Annotated in this window: 1 protein-coding gene and 1 pseudogene; one reads left to right on the top strand and one right to left on the bottom strand. The window is 51.3% G+C overall.

The window, feature by feature from the left end; genetic code table 11:
• The coding region (locus CXQ94_RS23670; protein ID WP_219817109.1) for a hypothetical protein at positions 1–272 on the top strand (272 nt) is incomplete at its 5' end.
• Positions 273–410: 138 nt separating this feature from the next.
• Here CXQ94_RS23670 and lgoD read toward each other — a convergent pair.
• Positions 411–858: pseudogene (gene lgoD / locus CXQ94_RS23665) on the bottom strand (L-galactonate oxidoreductase); the annotation flags it as partial.

The following is an 858-nucleotide window of genomic DNA, read 5'->3' as shown; positions in this document are numbered from 1 at the left end:
AGAAATTTGACCTGGTGATTACCGCCAAAGCATACGGCAATAACGCCAGCCGTCCTATTCCGGTACGCGTAGGCAATGAAGAACAAACTCTTGTGCTGGGCAATGAAGTGACCACCACCACACTGCATTTCGATAACCCAACCGATGCCGACACACTGGTAATTGTGCCGCCGGAACCTGTCTCAACCAACGAAGGGAATATCCTCGGACACTCGCCGCGTAAGCTCGGGATCGGCATGGTGGAAATTAAAGTTGTGGAACGTGAAGGGTAATTTCTGACTGATGTGTAGGTCGCATAAGGTGCGACCTACACATCTTCTCCGGCCTACAAAACATCATTGAGAAACAGAAAAAAACAGCGCCCAACACTTCCCCGGACGCTGCATGGCAACTTTAATAATCTCGCCTTATCAGAAAGTAATTACGCCTTTAATTAACTCACGATTGTTAATCACATCGCGCTCGTAGGTTTCTGCCAGCGTGGCGAACGGATAGCGATGGGTTAACATCATGTCGGCAGTGATTTTCCCTTCCGCCATCAGTCGACCGACTTTAGCGAAATCTTCCGGCGTGGCGTTGCGGCTACCCATCATCGTCGTTTCTTTTTTATGGAATTCAGGATCGGAGAACTGCAACTCTCCTTTAAACAGGCCGACAAATACCACCGTGCCGCCGTGACGAATCAGATTCACGGTGTTATTCATCGCATGTTGATTACCTGTCGCGTCGATCACTTTCTGCGCCAGCGAACCACCAAACTGCGCCCGCAGCTGCGCGTCAAAATCTTCGGCTGACGGGTCCAGCACAGGCAACTCCAGACGCGTTGCCACATGTTCACGGCGCGCCGGACTGGTATCC

It is taken from the genome of Arthrobacter sp. GMC3 (assembly GCF_002929305.1).
GTDB lineage: Bacteria > Actinomycetota > Actinomycetes > Actinomycetales > Micrococcaceae > Specibacter.
This window is presented reverse-complemented; position numbering and strand designations above follow the sequence as displayed.